The organism is Streptococcus sanguinis (assembly GCF_008329445.1).
In the GTDB taxonomy this organism is placed as follows: Bacteria; Bacillota; Bacilli; order Lactobacillales; family Streptococcaceae; genus Streptococcus; species Streptococcus sanguinis_O.
The window spans coordinates 58,118-75,225 of record NZ_VIBR01000004.1; the positions used below are offsets into that span (position 1 = coordinate 58,118).

The 17,108-nt window shown below is 45.8% G+C and carries 17 protein-coding genes and 1 pseudogene; 17 read left to right on the forward strand and 1 reads right to left on the reverse strand.

The annotated features are described in order from the left end of the window. Window positions 1–2: 2 nt before the first annotated feature. The 11 genes and pseudogenes from FKX92_RS09090 to FKX92_RS09140 all read left to right on the forward strand — a co-directional run bounded on the left by FKX92_RS09090 (window position 3) and on the right by FKX92_RS09140 (window position 9,952). The gene (locus FKX92_RS09090) at window positions 3–785 is read left to right on the forward strand and encodes an ATP-binding cassette domain-containing protein (protein ID WP_149566135.1); all 783 of its coding nucleotides are present in this window, start codon (window positions 3–5) and stop codon (window positions 783–785) included. Next, window positions 782–1,552 carry an ABC transporter ATP-binding protein gene (locus tag FKX92_RS09095; protein ID WP_011836549.1) on the forward strand — a complete coding sequence of 257 codons (771 nt, stop codon included), beginning with the start codon at window positions 782–784 and terminating at the stop codon, window positions 1,550–1,552. Before FKX92_RS09090 ends, FKX92_RS09095 begins: the two co-directional genes overlap by 4 nt. Next, the gene (locus FKX92_RS09100) at window positions 1,542–2,525 is read left to right on the forward strand and encodes a M14 family metallopeptidase (protein ID WP_011836550.1); all 984 of its coding nucleotides are present in this window, start codon (window positions 1,542–1,544) and stop codon (window positions 2,523–2,525) included. Before FKX92_RS09095 ends, FKX92_RS09100 begins: the two co-directional genes overlap by 11 nt. After that, a complete protein-coding gene (locus tag FKX92_RS09105; protein WP_011836551.1) occupies window positions 2,518–3,513 on the forward strand; it encodes an ABC transporter permease in 996 nt (331 codons plus the stop codon). Before FKX92_RS09100 ends, FKX92_RS09105 begins: the two co-directional genes overlap by 8 nt. Next, window positions 3,506–4,315: an ABC transporter permease gene (locus tag FKX92_RS09110; RefSeq protein WP_002915853.1), complete on the forward strand. Its 810-nt coding sequence runs from the start codon at window positions 3,506–3,508 to the stop codon at window positions 4,313–4,315. The genes FKX92_RS09105 and FKX92_RS09110 overlap by 8 nt, the downstream gene beginning before the upstream one ends. A 94-nt stretch (window positions 4,316–4,409) precedes the next feature. Next, window positions 4,410–6,017: pseudogene (nikA, locus tag FKX92_RS09115) on the forward strand (nickel ABC transporter substrate-binding protein). Window positions 6,018–6,107: 90 nt separating this feature from the next. Beyond that, the gene (locus tag FKX92_RS09120) at window positions 6,108–7,049 is read left to right on the forward strand and encodes an ABC transporter permease (protein ID WP_149566136.1); all 942 of its coding nucleotides are present in this window, start codon (window positions 6,108–6,110) and stop codon (window positions 7,047–7,049) included. Beyond that, a complete protein-coding gene (locus tag FKX92_RS09125) occupies window positions 7,042–7,848 on the forward strand; it encodes an ABC transporter permease (protein ID WP_149566137.1) in 807 nt (268 codons plus the stop codon). The genes FKX92_RS09120 and FKX92_RS09125 overlap by 8 nt, the downstream gene beginning before the upstream one ends. Further along, window positions 7,836–8,627, forward strand: a complete 792-nt coding sequence (locus FKX92_RS09130) for an ATP-binding cassette domain-containing protein (protein WP_149566138.1) — start codon at window positions 7,836–7,838, stop codon at window positions 8,625–8,627. Before FKX92_RS09125 ends, FKX92_RS09130 begins: the two co-directional genes overlap by 13 nt. Continuing rightward, entirely contained in the window at window positions 8,614–9,324 is a 711-nt protein-coding gene (locus FKX92_RS09135) for an ABC transporter ATP-binding protein (protein WP_125352200.1), read from the forward strand. The genes FKX92_RS09130 and FKX92_RS09135 overlap by 14 nt, the downstream gene beginning before the upstream one ends. A gap of 52 nt (window positions 9,325–9,376) precedes the next feature. Further along, on the forward strand, window positions 9,377–9,952 hold the full coding sequence (locus FKX92_RS09140) for a flavin reductase family protein (protein WP_002901082.1): 576 nt from the start codon (window positions 9,377–9,379) through the stop codon (window positions 9,950–9,952). 33 nt (window positions 9,953–9,985) lie between these two features. Here the strand turns inward: FKX92_RS09140 and queG are convergent, their stop codons facing one another. Continuing rightward, window positions 9,986–11,128 carry a tRNA epoxyqueuosine(34) reductase QueG gene (queG, locus tag FKX92_RS09145; protein ID WP_002907153.1) on the reverse strand — a complete coding sequence of 381 codons (1,143 nt, stop codon included), beginning with the start codon at window positions 11,126–11,128 and terminating at the stop codon, window positions 9,986–9,988. Between the two features lie 183 nt (window positions 11,129–11,311). Here queG and FKX92_RS09150 point away from each other — a divergent pair, with 183 nt between their 5' ends. The 6 genes from FKX92_RS09150 (at window position 11,312) to FKX92_RS09180 (ending at window position 17,108) form a co-directional block, all read left to right on the forward strand. Then, entirely contained in the window at window positions 11,312–11,968 is a 657-nt protein-coding gene (locus FKX92_RS09150; protein WP_161543461.1) for a lantibiotic ABC transporter permease, read from the forward strand. A 303-nt stretch (window positions 11,969–12,271) separates the two neighbouring features. After that, the gene (locus FKX92_RS09160; RefSeq protein ID WP_149566139.1) at window positions 12,272–12,994 is read left to right on the forward strand and encodes a hypothetical protein; all 723 of its coding nucleotides are present in this window, start codon (window positions 12,272–12,274) and stop codon (window positions 12,992–12,994) included. Between the two features lie 305 nt (window positions 12,995–13,299). Then, complete coding sequence (locus tag FKX92_RS09165; protein ID WP_002911847.1) at window positions 13,300–14,616, forward strand: HAD family hydrolase; 1,317 nt, start codon at window positions 13,300–13,302, stop codon at window positions 14,614–14,616. A 39-nt stretch (window positions 14,617–14,655) separates the two neighbouring features. Then, entirely contained in the window at window positions 14,656–15,090 is a 435-nt protein-coding gene (locus tag FKX92_RS09170; protein ID WP_080555648.1) for a EutP/PduV family microcompartment system protein, read from the forward strand. 64 nt (window positions 15,091–15,154) lie between these two features. Beyond that, the gene (gene cobD / locus FKX92_RS09175) at window positions 15,155–16,249 is read left to right on the forward strand and encodes a threonine-phosphate decarboxylase CobD (protein ID WP_002911848.1); all 1,095 of its coding nucleotides are present in this window, start codon (window positions 15,155–15,157) and stop codon (window positions 16,247–16,249) included. Then, window positions 16,242–17,108: a GHMP family kinase ATP-binding protein gene (locus FKX92_RS09180; protein ID WP_149566140.1), complete on the forward strand. Its 867-nt coding sequence runs from the start codon at window positions 16,242–16,244 to the stop codon at window positions 17,106–17,108. Before cobD ends, FKX92_RS09180 begins: the two co-directional genes overlap by 8 nt.

Below are 17,108 nucleotides of genomic sequence, written 5' to 3' on the forward strand. Positions count from 1 at the left end.
ACATGCTGGAAATGAAAGATCTGCTGGTGCAGTCAGCAGATAAAGTCATTCTCGATCGGGTCTCCCTCTCTCTTGCAGAGGGGGAGTCCCTTTCGATTGTGGGCGAGAGTGGCAGTGGCAAGTCTACCCTGCTCAAGATGCTGCTGGGCCTCCCTCTTAGGGGGCTGACAGTGACAGAGGGCAGTATTACCTTTGAGGGGCAGGAAATTCATCCCCAGGACCATCGCATTTATCTGCCTTTTGTAGGCCGAGAAGTGGCCTGGATTAGTCAGCATGCCAGTCTCAGCTTCAATAACCGTCGTAAGATCAAAAAGCATTATCAGGACTTGGTGAAAAATCAGGGCCAGCAAGCAGCAAATCTCCGTCCCTTGGAGGAATGTCTAGAGATGGTGGGACTGCTGCCTGAAAAAGTCCTCGATAAGTATCCTTTCGAGCTCAGCGGTGGTATGATGCAGCTGGTCGGTGTGGCGCTAGCTCTAGCCAGCAGGCCCAAACTGCTTCTGGCTGATGAGCCGACCAGCGCTCTGGATGTCCTGTCGAAAATGAAGTTGCTTGATCTCTTGAGCAAGCTTCATCAGGAGGAAAACATGGCCATTCTCTTTGTCACACATGATATCAGTGTAGCTGAGCATCTAGCGCAAAAGGTAGTCGTCATGAAAGAAGGGCAGATTGTCGAAAGTGGTCCAGCCCATCAAATTCTCTGCCATCCTGAGCAGGCCTATACCCAGAAATTGCTGAAGGCCGTACCCAAGCTGGCAGAGTTTAGAGAAGGGGAGCAGCTATGAATCAAGTATTGATCGGTCGCCAGCTGACCTACGAGTACAGTCAGATAGGCGAGCGGAGAAGCGGTGTCTTTGATATTGACATTAGCTTGGAAAAGGGACAGGCTTTGGGTCTGGTCGGTGAATCAGGCTCTGGTAAGAGTACCATTGCCAAACTCATCTGCCGCTTTTTAAAGCCGGACCAAGGAGAGCTGACCCTACTGGGCAAACCAGTCTCTGCCTACAGAGATAGAGACTACTATGCTCGGGTCCAGTATATTGCCCAGCAGCCCCAGTCGACTTTTCATCCCAAGCGCAGCATTCAGCAGAGCCTAGAAGAGGTCTGTCGAAATTTCTCTCTCTATCAGCAGCAGTCAGATAGAAAGCAGGCCATCCATGACTTGCTGACCTCGGTCGGTCTGACAGTTGAGCTTGCTCAGCGGCTGCCGCATCAGCTGAGCGGAGGAGAATGTCAGCGGGCGGCCATTGCCCGTGCCCTGCTGATTAATCCTGATGTGCTCATCTGCGATGAAATCACCAGTGCTCTGGATGTGACCGTCCAGTATGAAGTCATGCAGCTGCTGGCAGATATCAAGGAACGCTCGCAGACCTCCTTTCTCTTCATCTCTCATGACATCGCTCTGGTCAGCAATTTTGCGGAAGATTTGGTCGTCCTCAAGGACGGAATCGTGCAGGAGAAGGGCAGCATGCGAGAGGTCGTCTCTGCTCCCAAGAGTGACTATACCAAGCTCTTGCTCAGTCAGTACAGGGAGGATAAAGATGAGGATTAAGCAAGAACTAGACTCTATGGCTCCATGCAGCAGCTATCAAGGAAGTCTGCCCATCACGGATGAGCTGGCTATCCAGTACACTCTGCTCAAAGGACAGGCCTCCCAGCCCTTGCTGACCATCAGTGCTGCAGTCCATGGCTGCGAGTATGTCGGTGTCAAGGCGCTAATGGATTTAGCGCATGAGTGGGACTTTAACTTTCAAGGCTCTGTCCTCCTCCTGCATGCAGTCAATGTCAGCGGCTTCTGGGCTCGGGAGACGACACTTGTACCTGAGGACGGCCTCAATCTGAACAGGATTTTTCAGGATCAAGAGCCAGTTTCCAGCCTCAGCTATCAGATTCGGTCTGTGATTGAGAGTCAGGTCTTTAGTGTCAGTGACTTCCTCATTGACCTGCATAGTGGCAATCGGGAAGAACTGCTGACCCCTCATGGTTACTATTCCCTGCGGGCAAATCCAGAGGTGATGGAAAAGTCCTATCAGATGCTGCAGGCTTCTGGGACACCGATTATCTATCGATCTCAGGACCGTGGCAATCTTTATCACGCTGCCTCGGTGGACTATGGTTTGCCTAGCATCCTGCTGGAGCAGGGAGAAAATGGCACCTGTCTGCCAGAGGATGTGCTGGCTATGAAGGAGTCGATCAAACAAGTCGCCCGATACCTTTTTGAAGGGAGCATGCCCTATTATAAGCGGGCGCCGCTGATCTTTGACGACAGTTACTATCTGACCTGTCAAAGGTCGGGCTGCTGGATGTGCTTTGTCCGACCCAATCAAACAGTACAGGCTGGTCAGGTCATTGGCGAAATCTGTGATATTTATGGCAATATTTTAGAAAAGGTGACTGCCAAGGAAGACGGTCTGGTCCTCTACCAGAAAGCGACCTTGGTCGTCCACCAAGGCGAAGTGCTGCTGGCCGTAGCCAGCAAGAAGCCTGAAAGCTACCAGACATCTGAAAGGGAGGCGCATGATTAAATTTATTATCAAAACTATTCTGCAATTCGTCCTCATCCTGCTCTGCGTCAGCTTTATCTCCTTTTTGCTGGTTTATCTAGCACCGGGAGATCCGGCTGAGAGTATCCTCAATGCTCAGGGTATTCCTTTTACCAAGGAATTGCTGGAAATCAAGCGGGCTGAGATGGGCCTGAATGGCAGCTTTATGGAGCAATATCTGGCCTGGCTGGGCAGGATTGTCCATGGCGACTTTGGTGTGACCTATAATTCCGGAGCTTCGGTCTGGGAGCAGCTGGTTTTCTATTTTCCCAATACAGTCTACCTAGCTTTTTATACCCTGCTAGCAACTCTGGGAATTTCCTTGCCGACAGCTCTCTACACATCCTACCATGCAGGAAAGCCAGTTGATCGCTTCCTGATGGGAGGTCTGGCTTTTCTGAATGCCATTCCTAGCTTTGTTATGGGGATTATCCTGATTCTGATCTTTTCTGTTCAGCTGCACTGGTTTCCCATTCAGGCAACGGCTAATGAGCTGGGTCTAGTCTTGCCAGTCATAACACTGGCCATGATTATGTCCACTCGTTATATCCCGCAGCTGCGGACCGCTTTGATAGAAGTGCTGCATTCGCCAGAAGTCGAAGGTGCGCGTGGTCGGGGGATTCGAGAGGGACATATCCTGTTGCATGACGTGATTTACAATGTCCTGCCCTTTCTTCTCACCTTAGTCAGCCTCTCTCTGGGCTCGCTCCTAGGAGGGGTGGCTATTATCGAGCACCTCTTTTCCTGGCCGGGCATCGGTAAGATGCTGATTGGCGTAGTTGCCAAGCGGGATTATCCCCTCATTCAGGGTGCGGTCCTCTTTATCACAGCGGGAGTCTTGACTGTAAATCTAGTCTTTCAGCTGCTTACGATTTGGCTCAATCCTCGCGTCCGACTGGCTCAGGAAAATCCCAAACTGCTGCCGCGCACGAAGAAATTAAAAGCAAGCAAGGAGGGTTCGTATGGATAAGAAAATCAATCGAAAACTCCTGGCCTTGGGCGGCCTCATCGTCCTGGCTCTGATCCTATCCTCCTTGGCCCCTCATCTCTTGGGTGATAGTTTAACCAAGGTCAATTTGGGCCAAGCCCTGCAAGGGCCGAGCAGCAGTGAGTGGTTCGGAACGGACGCTCTAGGACGGTCTGTCTTTGCGCGTGCAGTGAGCGGAGGTGCGGAAACAGTCCTGCCAGCCCTGATGATTCTGATGCTAATTGCGACGGTAGGCTCCTTTATTGGGGTAACCAGCGCCTTCATCGGCGGGAAATTCGACCAGTTCATCTTGCTGGTAATCACGGCTTTTCAGTCTTTCCCATCTATCATTCTGGTCATTGCCATCGTCAGTATCTTGGGCATCGGTCTCCAGCAGACCCTCATCGCTATCTGCCTAACGGCCTGGACCAAGTATGCCTACCTGATGCGCTCCATGACCCTGCAGCTGAAAAATGAACCCTATATCCAGTCCTCGAAAATGTATGGCAATAGTTTTTGGACAAGCCTGAAAAACTATTATTTCCCCAGTCTTTTTCCTCAGATTCTGACAACCATGAGCTTTGATATTAGCACCATTATCATGGAAATCGCTGGCCTCAGCTTTGTCGGTCTGGGAGCTCAGGCACCATCGCCTGAGTGGGGAGCCATGATTAATGACGGCCGGATTTACATTCAGGAAGCCCCTTGGATTGTGGTCTTTCCTTGTATCTTGCTGATTCTGACGATTCTCCTCTTTACCAAGTTCGGAGACGCTCTGAACAGCAAGTACAACCGCATGAATTGATCATCAAAAAATCAACAGCTAAAAAACTATAGCCCCTTATCTCTTGGGACTGCAATCATAAAAAATATGAATACAAGAAAGTGATTCAATAAAAATGAGAAAAAAATTATTTTTATTAGTTGTCCTCTTGCTGCCTTTATTCTTGGTAGCCTGCCAGCAAAACTCAAATTCTTCCAAACAGGTCAATGAGAAAGACAAACTCACTATGGTCTGGGGAGAGGACTTTGGGGATGTCAATCCTCACCGCTACAATCCAGATCAATTTGTCATTCAGGATATGGTCTATGAAGGCCTAGTCCGCTACGGTGACAATGGTAAAATCGAGCCAGCCTTGGCTGAAAGCTGGGATATCAGCGAAGATGGTAAAACCTATACCTTCAAGCTGAGAAAAGCAAAATTCTCAGACGACTCTGACTTTAATGCTGAGAATGTCAAACGGAATTTCGATACCGTCTTTTCAGAGGAAAATAAGAAAAACCACACTTGGTTTGACTTTACCAACCAGCTGGAAAGCTATCGAGTTGTAGATGAGCATACCTTTGAGATTAAGCTCAAACAAGCCTACAGTGCGACTCTCTATGATTTATAAATGATTCGTCCGATTCGCTTCATAGCTGATGCTGCTTTCCCTGACGGAGATGATACGACCAAGGACAACCTCAAGAAGCCAATCGGAACCGGTCAATGGGTTGTCAAAGACAAGAAGCCAAACGAGTACATCACCTTTACCCGTAACGAAAATTACTGGGGTGAAAAGCCTAAACTGAAAGAAGTAACAGTCAAGATTATTCCAGATCCACAAACCCGTGCTCTTGAGTTTGAGTCTGGCAATGTTGACTTGATCTATGGGAATGGCGTTATCGGTTTGGATAACTTTGCCAAGTATGCCAAGGATGACAAGTACACGACAGACGTATCTCAGCCAATGTCCAGCCGCCTCATGCTCTTGAATGCCAAGCAAGAAATCTTCAAAGACAAGACGGTCCGTCAGGCGATGAACCATGCGGTTGATAAGAAGTCTATCGCGAAAGACATTTTCCGCGGAACAGAAACACCAGCTGATACTATCTTCTCTAAGTCTACCCCTCACTCTGACGCTAATCTGACTCCCTATGAATACGATATTGAGCTGGCTGAAAAGATGCTGGATCAAGCAGGCTGGAAGAAAGGTTCTGACGGTATCCGCGAAAAAGACGGCAAGAAATTGAGTCTGAATGTTCCTTATATCTCGTCTAAGGCGACAGACAAGGACTTGGTTGAGTACTTCCAGGGCGAATGGAAGAAAATCGGAATCGATGTTCAGCTCAAAGCTATGGAAGAAGATGACTACTGGGAAAATATTAAGACTGGCGACTTTGATTTGATGCTGACCTTCTCTTGGGGAGCACCTTGGGATCCGCATGCTTGGATGACTGCTCTGACTTCACCAGCAGACCATGGTCACCCAGAAAATGTTTCCCTAGAAGCTCTGCCATCTAAGTCAGAAATGGACAGCATTATCAAGGCGACTCTGGTTGAGCCAGACGAAGTAAAAGTCGATGAAGGCTACAAGAAAGTCCTCACTATGCTCCATGATGAAGCTATCTATATCCCAATCACTTACCAATCCGTTGTCTCTGTCTATCGTAAGGGAGAACTCGATGGCATGCGTTTTGCTCCAGAAGAAAATGCCTTCCCACTGCGCTACATTGAGAAAAAATAAAAGCTACCTTCATACATAAAAATTTGCATATAAAGGGAGTAGTGCTGCTAAGTGAAAAGCTTATCAGCCGCCCCTTTTCTTTTAAGGACTATGAAAAAAGATTTATTTAAAACAATAGTTTCTTTCTTAGCTGCTCTCTTGATGATATCGGTATTGACTTTTCTCTTGGCCAAGCTATCCTCGGCAGATCAAGCAGAAAATTATTTAAGGGTATCGAAGATTCAAGTGACTCCTAAATCCTTGGAAAAAGCCAGAGAATATCTGGGACTCAATCAACCCTGGCCCCAGCAGTATCTAAGCTGGCTGACTAAAGCTCTTCGTGGGGATTTTGGGACATCTTATCTATTAAAGGTTCCTGTCCTGCCCCTGGTGCTGGAGCGTTTCCAGTCGACTCTTTCTCTAGGTTTGACTTCCTTTGCTCTCATTTTGCTTACATCCATTCCTTTGGGAATTTTTAGTGCGGTCTACAAGGGTTCTCTCTTTGATAAGGTCACTCGCTTTTTATCCTTTTCCAGCGTTTCCATGCCCAGCTTTTGGCTAGGTTACATGCTGATTGTGGTTTTTGCTGTTCAGCTCAGATGGTTGCCCGTTTCGGGTAAGCAGGATTTTAGCAGCTTGATTCTTCCTAGTCTGACCCTTAGTATGTCATTGATTGGTCAATATACCGCTTTGATCCGCAAGGCTGTGTTGGAACAGATGAACAGTGTCCATGTTGAAAATGCTCTCCTGCGCGGAGTCAGCAAGTTCTTCCTGGTCAAGAACCATCTCTTGAGAAATTCCCTGCCAGCCATTGCGACAGGCCTGAGCCTGACCTTGGTCTATCTCCTGACAGGCTCCTTGATTGTCGAGGAAGTCTTCTCTTGGAACGGTGTCGGCTCTCTTTTTGTAGATGCTCTGCAGGCTGTGGATTTGCCAATTATTCAGTGCTGCATGCTGCTATTTGGTCTATTATTCTTGGGAAATAATGTTCTAACCCAGCAGCTGCCAGTTTGGATTGACCCTAGAGTCAGAAAAAGGAGGAGCAATGTCTAAACGATTTATTTTTTCAAGTGTCATTTTGCTGTCCCTCTTCATCTGTGCTCTCTTTGCTCCCTATCTATCCTCTTTTGATCCCCAGCATGTAGAAATCTCAAACAAACTAATGGCTCCTGACGCTGTTCATCTATTGGGAACCGATCAGCTGGGCAGAGATGTCTTGTCTCGTCTGCTGCACGGGGCTCGTTATTCTCTCTTTTTATCCCTGACCATCAGTCTGCTGGAAGTGGTTATCGGTGTAACAGTTGGCTTGCTGATTGGATGGTATCAGGGAAAGGCTGAATCAACCTTCTTATGGTTTGCAAATGTTATTTCTGCCTTTCCTAGCTTTCTGCTATCGCTAGCTACAGTTGGGATATTAGGACAGGGAATGACCAATATGATTTTAGCCATTGTCATCATAGAGTGGGTTTACTATGCTCGGGTGACGGCCAATCTGGTCAAGAGTGCCAAAGAGGAAGCCTATGTCATTTCTGCTCAGACCATGGGACTCTCTCAGATTCATATTCTCAAAACTCATATCCTGCCCTTTATCTACAAGCCCATTTTGATTATTGTGCTGATGAATATCGGGAATATCATTCTCATGATTTCTGGCTTTTCCTTTCTGGGAATCGGTGTCCAGCCCAACATTACCGAGTGGGGTATGATGCTGCATGATGCTAGAAGCCATTTTCAAACGGCAACTTGGATGATGCTGGCGCCCGGACTGGCTATCTTTCTGACTGTGGTCGCCTTTAATCTATTTGCCGAATGTTTTGAAGAGAAAGGCTGGAAACAGATATGGAAAAAATAGCAGTAAAGAAACTGACAGCCCAAATCGAGCAAAAGACCATTCTGCAGGACATCAGCTTTGAAGTGGAGGCAGGTCAGTCTCTGGTCATCATTGGGGAGAGTGGTTCTGGTAAAACCCTCTTAACCAAGATATTGATTGGCCAGTTGCCTTCATCCTTGAGCATGCAAGGTGAAGTTCACTATGGCTCCATGTCTCTAGAGCGCAATTCTCTCAAGGACTGGCAGCAGCTGCGGGGGAGCCGAGTAGCCTATATGTCTCAAAATCCGATGGCTATGTTCAATCCCTTTCAGACCATTCAAAGCCATTTTTGGGAAACCCTGCGCAGCCATAGCAAGATTTCAAAAAGCGCTTGTCTGACTAAGGCCCTAGCCTCTATGAAAGAAGTCAGACTGGGAGAGCCGGAAGAGCTTTTGAAGAAATATCCTTTTGAGCTCAGCGGCGGTATGCTGCAGCGGGTCATGTTGGCTATCTTGCTTTGCCTAGAGCCAGAGACCATCATTTTGGATGAGCCTACTTCGGCACTGGACATCCACAATCGCGAGCAGATTATCCTCATCTTAAAGGAGCAGTTGGCTAAAGGAAAGACCCTCATCACAGTGACTCATGACTATCATTTGGCGCGGGAGCTGGGAGGCAAGATGCTTGTCATGTATCAGGGGGCTATCATGGAGGAAGGGCCGGTTGCTAAGCTCCTCGAAAGTCCTTCGCAGACCTATAGCCAAGACCTTATCTTAGGAAATCCATACGAACGGTTGGTGAGACAAGATGCTGGAATGTAGACATGTTTTTAAAAAATTCGATGGCAAAATGGTTGTCAAAGACTGTAACTTCTCCGTCCAGAAAGGTGAAATGATCGGTCTGATGGGCGAGAGCGGCAGTGGTAAGAGTACACTGGCTAAATTGCTGATTGGTCTAGAAAAGCCCAGTCAAGGCCAGGTCTTACTGGATGGCCAGCCCTACTCAGTCAAAAAGTCTGGCGTGAGAATTTTGCTGGTTTTTCAGGACTCACTCCATTCGGTCAATCCGCATTTTACAGTCGAGCAGGTCTTGACAGAGGCCCTGCCAAAAAATGTGGCTAGAGAAGAGGTAGAAGCCATTCTAGAAGACGTCGGTCTGGATAAAAGCTATCTGAATCAGCTAGCACGCCAGCTCAGTGGCGGCCAACTTCAACGGATTTGTATCGCCCGCGGCTTACTCTTAAAGCCAGATGTTCTCATCTTTGATGAGGCTCTGAGCGGTCTGGATCCCATTGTTCAGGGAAGGTTGTTACGCCTCCTATATGATTTGTGGGAGAAATACCAGCTGACTTATCTTTTCATCTCGCATGATTTCAAGCTGAGCTACGCTCTCTGCCATCGGATTTTGGTCATGGCAGACGGGGAAATTGTTGATGAGATAAAGGACTTTGAGCTGCCTATCCAAGCTCATCACCCCGTGACAAAAAAGTTGATAGGCGACAAGGGAAATTTCAACTGACGAATATCTTAACTAGCTAATCTATTTTAAAATTAAACATAAAGGAACCTATATGAAACGTACTTTTGAAACGAGAAAACTTTACTTCGGCTTTCCAGTCTTCTTTTTAGGCTATAAGGACGATGTGCACGGCTATAATATTTCGACCTCAAGCTCGGTTTATTCCTTGGGCAGTATGATGGTTATTGCCATGCGTACCAAGGGGAATGCCATTACAGAGATTACCAAGCACCAGCAGTTCACAGTCAATGTCCCAGAGAAGGATTTGACCAAAGAGTCTGAAATTGCTGGCTTCAACAGCCGCAAGGACAAGTTTGCCCTGACTGGTCTTAGCTACACAATCGGCGAGACTGTGGATGCTCCGCTGGTAGACCAATGCCCTGTATCCATTGAGTGTCAGGTGCTGGATATGGTCGAATGCGGTGCCTTGACCAATGTCATCGCCCGTGTCACTCGGCGCGTGGTTGATGAGGATTTGATTGATGAGAATGATGCTTTCCGTAGTGACCGTTTTTCTCCTATCAGCTACATGGGAGACGGAGATGGCCGGCTTTACCGCTATTTCAGCGACGAGTCAGTCAAGATGGGCTCCATCATTAAAGAAATCCGCAAACAAGAAGAAAAATAAAGAAACCGCTGAGATTCATACTATCTCAGCGGTTTAGTTTTCTATCAAAAGTTTTTCTTCTAGGCCAAATTTCTCTAGAAAACGGTCTTGCTCTTCTTGGATTTGCGGGGTCGGATTTTTGATGCCCATGACCAGTTCTATCATCTCCGGATGGACCTCACGCACCAGCTGACACAGAGCCCAGATAGCTGTAGCGACATGAATCGGATTTTGCCCCTTGTCGATAATTTCCAGCATTTTAGGAATGGCAGAGCGGTCATTGGCATTTGCCAGAGCGATAATGGCATTGCGCTGCAGGATATTTTTCCCCCGCCAGCTGCCGGCCACATGACCGAATTTCTCTTTAAACTGACCGTTGGAAAGCTCCAAGAAAGGCAGGAGTTCTGGATGAGAAAGGTCGGGGTCAATCTCTGTCGCCAGAGGATTGTCCAAGCCTTTATTGTAAGGGCAGCAAATTTGGCAGATATCACAGCCATAGATGACAGTCTTAATCTTCTTGCGAAATTCCAGATCCATGACGCCCTTGTCCTGAGTCTGAAAGGACAGACAGCGCTTGGCATTCATGCTGCCATCGCCAATCAAGCAGGAAGTAGGACAGGCTGTCACGCAGCGATTGCAGTCTCCGCATCCGTAGTCGACGGGCTGATCGGGCTCGATGTCCAGATTGGTGATGAGCTCTCCTAAAAACATATAGGAGCCAAATTCCTTGGAGATGACCAAGCCGTTCTTGCCGATAAAGCCGATTCCTGCTCTCTGGGCTACGGCGGTATCGACCAAGGCGCCCGTGTCCACCATGCCCTTGTATTCAAAGTCAGCGGTCAGCTCTTCGATTCCCTTGGCAAGCCGGTCCAGCTTGTCCTGCAGGACATAGTGGTAGTCTAATCCCCAGCTGTTGGGGGTGAATTTGCCCCGCTTGTAGGCCGTTTTCTGAGGCTGCTGCTTGAGCTTGTGGGGGTAAGCGACTGCGATAGAGATAATGGTCTTGGCTGAGGCTAGACTGAGCTTGGGCTTGATCCGCTCCTCGATGTTTTTATGTTCAAATCCTGAATTTCGCCCTTCGTCTACAGCCAAGCGCAGCGATTTCTCCAGATAGTCGAAATCATCCGCTGTCGTAAAGCCAATCTTAGAAATCCCAATTTCTTTTGCTAAGTTAATAATTTCTTCTTTGATGTTCATCCTTACTATTATAGCGGAAAAATGCCAACTTGGCGAATGATTAATAAAGGGAACTATCCTATAGAACTATACCTATAGTTTTATAAGACTTCCTTAGCCTATATACTGTATGATATAATGAAATGTGGAATTTTTTTATAGAAAGTTCCGCAAAGTTTAGGGGAAATTTTATAAAGTTAAACAATGGGAGTTTACAAAATGAAAAAGAGATATTATGAATTTTTGAATGTTCTTGTTACGGATTGTAATCCAATCAGAAACTTAGATTTTTATAAGGCTGGTTTAGTTGAGTTATTTTTCATCTCACTGGTATTTATCGTTTCTATTTTCTTACGCGGGGAGATGCATCATCTGAGCATGATAGTCATGAATTTTACTATTGTTCACACGCTTATCTTGTTCCTGGCCTTTTTACTCTTCCAAAAGTTTTTTGATATTAAAGCCTTGCAGCTCATTCCGACCAGCTCTTACCTATTTCTTCATTTTGAATTGCTTTTTTGGGGCTCCATCTTTTTTGGTGAGAACCACTTAGCATTTTTTATGATTTTTATCATACTCAGCTTGTCTTATCAGTTGATTAATTTGCTCTATCAGATAGTTATCGTTTCAAAATTGAGATATTTTGAACAGAAACAAAAGATCAACATTTTGCAGATTCACGCCATCGTCCTGTGCTGCCTGTCAGCAGCAGTAGCAGTCATCACTCGCTTGTTTATGCTGTCAGGACTCTATATGATTATTGCCTTGGTAGGCTTGAGTATCGCATTGACGCCCTTGTATCTATTGGGCTATGCACAAGTTTTCACAGGCTGGAGAAATCAAGTGCCTGAAAAATGGTAGAATTAAAGGGGATTGTCGAAGAAACGATTTCCCTTTTTTTATTAAGAGGGAAGCTGGAAATATGAACGTATCCTCTAGAACTAGATTGTTTATCAAGAATGATTTAAAATGGATATGAGTAATTAATACTGAGAAGCTTAGAAGAAACAAAAATATCAATACAGGAGCTGCGAAATGAAGAAAAAATATTACGATTTTTTGAATATGATTATTATAGATTATAGACCAATAAATAATTCAGATTTTTACAAATCTTTTCTAATAGAACTAATGGCTTAAACTAGTGGAAGGTTGGTTTCTTTAATGGTAAAGATAAATAGAAAAGATAAAGTGAAGATTACTAATATCGAAAGAGAAAGATACCATGGTCCTTTGATCACACATGGTGTTAGCTTAGGCTACATTAAATTATATCCATGGATTAGCTTACCAATTAGTTTATTTTTATATTTTGGTGGGGGCTATGAGGATAATATTGGCACTATTAAAACGGTATTTCTTATATGCATTATTATTAATGTGGCTAGTGTCTTTTTTGCTTGTTTTAACTCTTTAATCAATCGCTTTAAGTCGTTGACTTATATTTTAATTGCTTTAGTGTCTTGGACAGTGTTGGTCTGCCTAACCTTTATCGGATTATTGATGTTCATCTCAAACGGAGATTCTATTAGTGCACGAACTGTCTATGATTCAGATTTGAGTCTATTTTATGTTATGCCAATGTTGTTCCTTTTTATCTTTGCTTGTGGCCTCTATGCTTGGTACTATCTCCCAAAGAATCAGGGGAAAGTCTGGGCTTTTAATCAAGTAAAAGAGGGAGATAGAAAGAAAACATGGTGGAATAATTTTGCTATAGCTTTTGCTGGGGCAACAATCATTCCCCCCCTCCTAACAGGCTATATTCAGATTGCTTTTGGTGTTTTATTGGGAATTTTGTTGACCTTGACTTTGCCAGCTGTTATGGTAGATGCGGTTTATGCAGCTATTTATATAAGGAATCATCTGAAAAGTGATGAACTGATTTGAGGTGTTTTTAGTAACTGACAAAAAGTTGAGTGGTGTTCCGAATATCTCCTATGTAGTTAAACAGTTATAGCGTTTATATTCTAAAAGTTTGCTAAGGTAGAGAAATAATTTTTCTCTGCCTTTATTTTTTTACAAATCTGAAAGCGCTTCATTGACAAAGTCTGCCAGATAGTTTATAATATAATAACAGTATAGAAAATGGCAAGGAAGCCTGATTTGATCGCAATGAAGCGAGTGTTTCAGAATCAAAGGGGTTTTTCTGCCATTTTTTTGCGCACTATTATTTTTTATGGAGGATTGTTTCTATGCGGACAAAAGGAATTGTGCTGCTTTGTAGTTTGGCTTTGCTTCTGGGAGCTTGTCAAGCGGGGAATAATAAGACGACGACTGAGTCATCCTCGGCTAAGACAGAGACAACGGATAAGGACAAGGCTAAGACTTTGGATAAGGGCGTTTGGGAAGACAAGCTTTATGCCCGCCTGACTAAGCTCATCAAGGAGAATGGGAACACCAGCTCTAGCTATGATAAAAATAAAAAACCTTATGCCGTCTTTGACTGGGACAATACGACAGTCATCAACGACATTGGCGAAGCAACCTTTACCTATCAAATTGAAAATCTGGCCTTTAAGATGACGCCGGAAGAATTTGACCAAGCAGTGCGGACCAATATACCGAGCGACGATTTTGTTGAAGATTTCCATAACAAAGATGGTGAACCAGTGAACATTGACAAGATTGCGGCTGACCTGCTTTCTGACTACACGGTTATTTACAATAGCTATAAGGGAATGCAAGGAGACAAGTCTCTGGAAGAAGTCAAAAAGACCGATGAATACCAAGACTTTGCTGCTAAACTCCGCTATCTTTACGAAGCGATTGGTGATACCTTCAGCTCTGACATCAGTTATCCATGGGTGACCTACCTCTATGCAGGTATGACTTCTGAAGAAGTTCAAGCTCTATCTGAAAAGTCTATTGACCAAGCTCTTGAGGACAAGCTGACTTCTGAAACTTGGGAAAGTCCAGAAGGCTTGAAAGGTGAGTCAGGCCAAATCACTGTGACCTTCAAGCGCGGTGTTCGCTCGGTCAAGGAAATGCAAAATCTCTACAAGACTCTGATGGCTAACGGCATTGATGTCTATATCTGCTCAGCGTCTTATATCGATGTGATTATCCCTTATGCTAGCAATTCTAAGTATGGCTACAATATTCCTAAAGAAAATGTTACTGCTATGCGTTTGAAAAAGGATGACAAGGGAGTAATTCAGCCGGAATACGATACCAACTATGCTCAGACTCAAGGTGAGGGCAAGACAGAGACCATCAAAAAGCTGATTGCTGTCAATCATGACAATCAAGAACCAATCCTGATTGCCGGTGACAGTAATGGCGACTATGCTATGCTCAAGGACTTCCCTAAACTGCAAATGGGTATTATCTTCAATCTTTTGAGAGATCCTAGCAAGGGAATCGGTCTTTTGCAAACTAAGGCAATTGAAACTTACGGTCAGGAAGATGCACTTTACTACCTGCAAGGCCGCGATGAAAATAAAGGTGTACTGCTCAATGGCAGGGAAACTATCAAACTAGATAGTAAGGAAGCCCAGCTAAGCAGATAGCAGGCAGTTCCCTGTCATAGAGAGGAATGGATGCAAAATATGAAAAAAATCATGTTTGTCGGTCCAGTCGGAGTGGGTAAGACTACTCTGACCCAGCGACTGAAAGGCTTGGAGCTAAGCTACTTTAAGACTCAGGCTATTGAGTTCTATGATGCCATCATTGATACGCCCGGAGAATTTCTCCAGCATCGTAAGTATTATAATGCTCTGAACGTGACTGCAACGGAGGCTGATGTGATTGGTCTCTTGGTGGCGGCTTCCAATCAGATGCAGACCTTTCCTCAAGGCTTTTCTTCCCTCTTCAATAAAGAAGTCATTGGCATTGTCACCAAGATTGATATGGCTGAACAGCCGGAGCAAATCGAAAAAGCACGGCGGCAGCTGAAAGCGGCTGGAGCCAAGGAAATTTTTGAAATATCAGCGACGGAAAACGAAGGAATTGACCGTCTTCAGGCTTATCTGGAGGCAGACTAGGGACGAAAAAGCCGAATATGGTATACTAGATTCTAACAAGGAAACGAGGAAGGAATGTCTATTTATGAAAGTAGAGCACGGTGGAAATGCGGCAGCTTTGGCTGAGGAATTTGGTTTTTCTCTAGAAGACTGTCTGGATTTCAGTGCCAATATCAACCCTTTGGGGATTTCTCAAAAGCTTAGGGCTTGTCTGACCGAGTCCATTGATTGGCTGGTTCATTATCCAGACATCAGCTACAGCCGCTCCAGAGAGCTTTTGGCACATCATCATGACCTAGAAAAGGACAATGTCCTGCTGGCAAATGGTGCGGTAGAAGTCTTTTATGAGCTGGCCCGCTTCCTGCGTCCAAAAACTGTCCTGACTTTGAGTCCTACTTTCATGGAATATGAAAAAGCCTTCTCGCAAGTGCAGGCCAAGGTGGAGCGCTTTAGCCTTCCTTCTCCATCCTATGAGTGGAATCTAGCTGACATGTTGCCAGCCTTAGATTCACTGACTGTAGGAGACGCTGTGCTCATCTGCAATCCTAATAATCCGACGGGTACCTTGATTCGGCGTACTGATCTAGAAAAGCTAGCTGAGAAGCTGCAGGAGCGGCAAATCTTTTTGATACTGGATGAGGCTTTTATGGACTTTCTGGACGATGAGGAGGACTATAGCTTCGTCTCATGTCTGGCTGCCTATCCAAATGCAGTAGTGGTGCGGTCTCTGACCAAGTTTTATGCTATTCCTGGTCTGAGATTGGGCTATGCTCTCAGCTGTCATCCAACTTGCTTTGATGAGATAGAGGGGAGCCGCGCTCCTTGGTCGGTTAATGCTATGGCGGATCGCGCCCTGCCTGTCCTTTTGGAGGACGAGGTCTATCAGCAAGCTACCAAGCAGTGGCTTCGAGTAGAAAGGGACTTCCTTTTTCAAGGACTGACTGCATTTTCACAGATTCGGCCGGTCAAGCCTAGTGTCAACTATATCTTCTTTGAATATTTAGGTCAGCAGGATCTGCGTCAGGAGCTTCGGCAGAGAAAGATTTTCATCCGTTCCTGTCAAAATTATCATGATCTGACAGACCGACATTACCGCCTAGCCATTCGCAGCCATCAGGAGAATGAACAGCTTCTGGCTTGTCTGACAAAGGTCTTGGCGAAAGAGGCAGCTTATGACTAAGGGAATCGTTTCCTGCCCAGGTTCCTGCGGTGAATTATTTCAAGGTTTAGTAGGAGAGCAGGAGGTTCTGCTCTCTTATGGGATTGAGAAGCGCAGTCGAGTGAGATTGGACGGGGCTTCGTCTCTCGCAAGGCAAGCCCAAGGTGAAAAGGTAAGGCGAGCTTTGGAGCTCCTGCCTGAGTCCAATGTTTTCTCTTTTGTTCAGGAGTCAGACCTGCCTATCAGCAAGGGCTATTCTAGCAGCACAGCAGATATGGTTAGCTGCCTGCAGGCAGCTGCTCTGGGGCAGAAGCAGCCTCTAAGAGCGGCAGATTTGACTCGTCTCTGTGCCAAGATTGAGCCTACTGACTCGGTGGCTTTTGCGGACTGGACGGTCATTAATCCCCTGACTGGTCAAGTGGTCTGGCAGACAGACTGGCGACCGGAGCTTTATGTCTATATCTTGGAGCCTGTGGAGATGGTGACAACTCTTGACTTGGTTCGGATGAAGGACAGTCCTAGCTATCCGGCTGAGGAGTCCAAGCGCTTGCTTCCTCTCTTTCAGGAGGCTTGTCAGGAGAAGTGTTTGGAAAAACTTGGCCATTTAGCGAGCTATAGTGCTTTGTTGAACAACCAACGGCTGCCCAAGCCCTATCTGAAAGAATTACTGGCTTTGGTAAAAGAACACCAGTGCTTAGGTCTCAATGTTGCCCATAGTGGTACATTGGTTGGTCTGTTGCTGAGCAGGGAACAGCTACAAAACTTGCCTCAATTGGAGGCTGAACTAGCTCGCTCAGCCAGTGGGGCTTATTATCAGACTCGGAACTTGAGCAGGATTATTTTTGAAGGGGTGCAGCCGGTCAGGGAGGAGACAGACTAG